The sequence below is a fragment of the Leptolyngbya sp. FACHB-36 genome, from assembly GCF_014695955.1.
In the GTDB taxonomy this organism is placed as follows: Bacteria; Cyanobacteriota; Cyanobacteriia; order Leptolyngbyales; family Leptolyngbyaceae; genus FACHB-36.
In genome coordinates, this window is sequence record NZ_JACJPG010000647.1 from 1 (window position 1) to 4,676 (window position 4,676).

Sequence of the window (4,676 nt, forward strand, 5' to 3'; positions counted from 1 at the left end):
GCTGTACGTCTTACTTAGACCTATGAATGTGAAGACCTGTGGATGTGAAAAGAATCTACTGGCAGCCACTCCAGGCTATGCTTTGATTTGAAGGAGCTGGGTAAGTGCGCTAAATTGGCTGGACGCTTAAATTATCCTTGCGGTAGAACTGTGTGCGGCAGAAATATGAAAAGATTCAGCTTTGTATACTTATGTTTCTAATTAACAGTAATTAGAGAATTAAAGAACTCAATGCAAGACGATCGGCTTTCCAGCGGAGTTCCAGGATTAGATGAAGTTTTACATGGTGGACTCATTCCTCGACAGGCTTATCTGGTGCGGGGCGGTCCTGGCGTGGGTAAAACGACATTAGGGCTGGAGTTTTTGGCAGCAGGTGCAGCGCGAGGAGAAAAAACCCTCTTTATTGTCTTAGGCGAAGCCGAAGCCCAAGTGCGGGCAAATGGCGATCGGTTAGGGTTTGACACTCAAGCTATTGCGTTTTTGGACCTTAGCCCTAGTTCCAACTTTTTTACAGAAGTAGAAGCCTACGACATCTTCTCGCCTGCTGAAGTTGAGCGAGAGCCGACCACCCAGCGAATTGTGGAACAGGTAAAGCAGCTTCAGCCTCAGCGCGTTTTTATCGACGCCATGACCCAATTTCGCTATCTGGCAACCGATGTTTTCCAGTTTCGCAAGCAGGTGCTGTCGTTTCTGCGGTTTCTGCTAGAGCAGGGAGCCACCGTTCTGTTTGCCTCCGAAAGCGGCCCAACCACGCCCGATGACGACTTGCAGTTTATGAGCGATGGCGTCATTGATCTCCAGCAAGCGAGCGGAATTCGTTACCTAACGGTGGTTAAGTTTCGCGGCTCTGATTTTCGAGGCGGTAATCACACCTTTCGCCTGCTGGGCACCGGGATCGAGGTCTTTCCTCGGCTTCAGCCAGAGGTGTATGAGCAGGAATTCGTGATGGAGGCGATTCCTTCTGGGGTGCCGGAACTGGATGCCTTGCTGAATGGAGGGATTGAACGAGGAACGGTGACGATCCTTACAGGTCCTACAGGAGTCGGTAAGACAACGATCGGCGTTCAGTTCATGAAGACCGCCGCCGAACGAGGGGAACGATCGGTGCTCTACGCCTTTGAAGAGCAGGTCAGCATGGTGCTGCATCGAGCAGAAGCCATCGCGATTCCAGTGCGTGAGATGGTTCAGCGCCAAACGTTGTCGATCGTCTCCGTTGAACCACTGCAATTTAGCCCGGACGAATTTGCCCGGTTAGTCCGGCAGGAAGTCGAACAGAACCAAGCGCGAATTGTCATGATCGACAGCGTGGCAGGCTACCGCCTATCGGTGCGCGGGGCAGATTTGGTCAGCCATTTGCATGCGCTTTGCAAGTATTTGCAGAATGTGGGCGTCACGGTGATTTTGATTAATGAAACTGAGGGAATTACCGGAGACTTTCGCGCCACTGAAATTGGCATTAGCTATTTGGCAGACAATATCATTTTCCTGCGCTACTTAGAAATTCATGGAGAAATTCGCAAGGCGATCGGTGTGCTGAAAAAGCGGCTTTCAGATTTTGAACGGACGCTACGCGAACTCAGCATTACTCCAGGGGGCATTCGGGTTGGGCAACCCCTATCTCAGCTACGAGGAATTTTGAGCGGGTTGCCAGAGCAAGTAGAGAACCCGCGTGACTGATGAAGACTCTGCGCCAGTAATCCTGGCGGTCGATCGCAACCAGCGCAATTTAGAATTGCTTAGCCAGTTTTTGAAGCAGCAAGGCTACCAGGTTTTAGCCAAAATCAGTCTAGAGGAGGTGGGAGAGGTCACGAGCATTCCCTCTACAATCAAATTGGCGTTGATAGATATTTCTGGATTTGATGCCAGCGTTTGGGGGTTGTGTCAACGATTGCGTGAGCAGGGAATTCCCTTTCTTGTCATCTCACCCCGGCAATATGCTGCTATTCAACAAGCCAGCATTGCGCACGGCGCACTAGGGCTGTTAAACAAACCTCTGATGATGCGGGAGTTCTTGCAGTTGATTCGGGATTTGCTGAAGGGATCGGAATGAAGCGAATTTTACTGCTGCTGGAACATCGTGAAAACCGCCGACTGCTGTGTGAATGGCTAAAGCCTGGCTATGACGTAATCGTACCCGATTGGGATGCTGAGACAGTCAACGAATTGCTGCTGTCTCAGCCGTTTGACCTGTGCATTATTGGAGCCAGAGCCTTAGACCAACTGTGGGAGACAGTGCAAGCTAGAAGAACTGCAGAGCAGCCTGTCTTGCTGCCGTTTCTGTTGACAACCAGTCGGCAAGATGTGAAGTATGTGACCCGACAGCTCTGGCAAAGCATTGATGAACTGATTACTCAGCCGATCGAAAAAGCAGAACTGCAAGCGCGGATCGAAATTCTGCTGCGATCGCGTCAACTGTCGCTGCAACTGCAAACGGCAAATCAGAAGCTAGAACAGCAGATTACAGCGCGGCAGCAGGCAGAGACAAAGCGCGATCGCGCGATCGAGGCTCAGCATGACAGCGAAGACCGATTTCGCCAAATGGCAGAGACGATTCAAAGTGCCTTTTGGCTGCTCGATCGGCAAACCCAGCAGATGCTTTACCTCAGTCCAGCCTATGAGCAGATTTGGGGACGGTCTCGCGATGACCTGTATGCCAACCCGACTCTGTGGATTGAAACGATTCACCCCGACGATCGTGACCGAGTCCGAGCCACGACTGAGCAGTGCCTTGTTTGCGATAGCCACGATCACGAATACCGAATTGTCCGTCCCGATGGTTCCACTCGCTGGGTGCGCGATCGCAGTTTTGTCGTTCGCGATTCTGAGGGACATCCCTATCGGCTGGCGGGCGTTGCGGAAGATATTACCGATCGCAAGCAGACAGAAGTTGCCCTGCAAAGAAGCGAACAACGCTATCGAGACTTAGCCGAAGCGATGCCTCAGGTCGTCTGGCTAATGGATGCCAAGGGCGCAATGCAGTACTTCAATCAGCAGTGGTATGAATACACCGGACTGAGTGAAGCCGAGTCGATGGGCTTCGGCGGCATGGGTTGCGTTCATCCTGAGGATCGCGAGCGCACCCTAAAAAGCTGGACACACGCGATCGCCGCTGGAGAATCGGATGCTATAGAGTATCGTCTGCGCCGTTCTGATGGCGTCTACCGCTGGTTCATCAGCCGAGGAGTCCCCCTGCGTGACAGCACGGGACAAATTACCAGTTGGATTGGCACCATCACCGACATCGACCACCAAAAACGCATTGAGGCGGCTCTGCGGGAGCGAGAGGGACAGCTGCAGTTTGTGCTTGATTCCTCACAGATTGGCGAGTGGGAACTGGATCTGACGAGCCAACCGCACATATCTAGACGATCGCTGCTGCACGACCAAATCTTTGGCTATAAGTCCTTGTTGCCAGAATGGAGTTATGAAACTTTCTTACATCACGTTCATCCAGACGATCGAGCGGCTGTCGATCGACGGTTTCAGCAAACGCTCTCGACTTACAACGATTTAAATGTGGAATGCAGAATTATTCGAGCCGATCGCCGCCTCGGCTGGATCTGGAAACGCGGCAGCATGTACCGCAATGCTGAAGGGGAGCCAACCCGATTAGTCGGAATCGTTACCGACATTACTGAGCGGAAACGAGCCGAAGCCGCCCTGCAGCAAAGCGAGTTAAACTTTCGCACGCTGGCAGACTCGATGCCGCAGTTGTTCTGGACAACTCGAGCCGATGGCTACCACGACTACTTCAACCAGCGCTGGTACGAATACACTGGCATGTCACCCGAGCAGACTCAAGGCTGGGGTTGGAGTCATCTGTTGCACCCCGACGACCAACAGCGCTGCCTCGATGTTTGGAATGCGTGTCTTCAAACTGGCGAAGACTACAACATTGAGTACCGCTTTCGGCAGGCGAAAAATGGACAGTACCGCTGGTTTTTGGGACGCGCGATTCCACTTAAAGACCACACTGGACGCATCACGAAATGGTTTGGCTCTTGCACAGACATTCACGATCAGCGATCCGCCCTTGAGGAGCGCGATCGAGCCTTAGAGCGCGAACAAATTGCACGAGCCGAGGCTGAATCGGCAAACCGGATCAAAGATGAATTTTTGGCGGTGTTGTCCCATGAGTTGCGCTCCCCACTTAATCCCATTCTGGGTTGGACGAGACTTCTCCGCAGCCGCAAGTTTGATGAAGTCGCCACGGATCGCGCTTTGGAGACGATCGAGCGCAACGCCAAGATTCAGACGCAGCTAATTGAAGATCTGCTAGACATTTCTCGGATTCTAAACGGCAAGCTTAGCCTCACGGTTCATTCCGTTGATGTGTCCCCCATCATTCAGGCAGCATTAGAAACGGTGCGCTTGGCAGCAGAAGCAAAGTCAATTCAGATTCATACCCGGTTAACAACCGCTCAGGTTTTAGGTGACGCTTCCAGGCTACAGCAGGTGATCTGGAATTTGCTGTCCAATGCGATTAAATTTACCCCTGCGGGCGGTCGAGTAGACATTCGGCTAGAGCGTGTGGGAACGCAGGCTCAGCTCCAAGTTAGTGATACGGGCAAGGGTATTAAGCCAGAATTTCTCCCCTACGTGTTTGAAACCTTTCGGCAGGCGGATGGCACAACAACCCGGACGTTTGGCGGTTTGGGTCTCGGCTTGGCGATCGC

At 52.4% G+C, this 4,676-nt stretch carries 3 protein-coding genes; all 3 read left to right on the forward strand.

Annotated features, from left to right (window positions below):
- The first annotated feature begins 231 nt into the window (after positions 1–231).
- Positions 232–1,677, forward strand: coding sequence for an ATPase domain-containing protein (locus tag H6F43_RS19940; protein ID WP_190344744.1), 1,446 nt, complete (start codon positions 232–234; stop codon positions 1,675–1,677).
- A complete protein-coding gene (locus H6F43_RS19945) occupies positions 1,670–2,050 on the forward strand; it encodes a response regulator (RefSeq protein WP_190344746.1) in 381 nt (126 codons plus the stop codon). The genes H6F43_RS19940 and H6F43_RS19945 overlap by 8 nt, the downstream gene beginning before the upstream one ends.
- Positions 2,047–4,676 (forward strand): PAS domain-containing protein (locus tag H6F43_RS19950; protein ID WP_190344748.1); only part of this gene is annotated, 2,630 nt, incomplete at its 3' end. The genes H6F43_RS19945 and H6F43_RS19950, both read left to right, overlap by 4 nt.

Coding starts and splice junctions, on each gene's coding strand:
- H6F43_RS19940 (WP_190344744.1), top strand. CDS start 232: ATGCAAGACGATCGGCTTTCCAGCGGAGTTCCAGGATTAGATGAAGTT.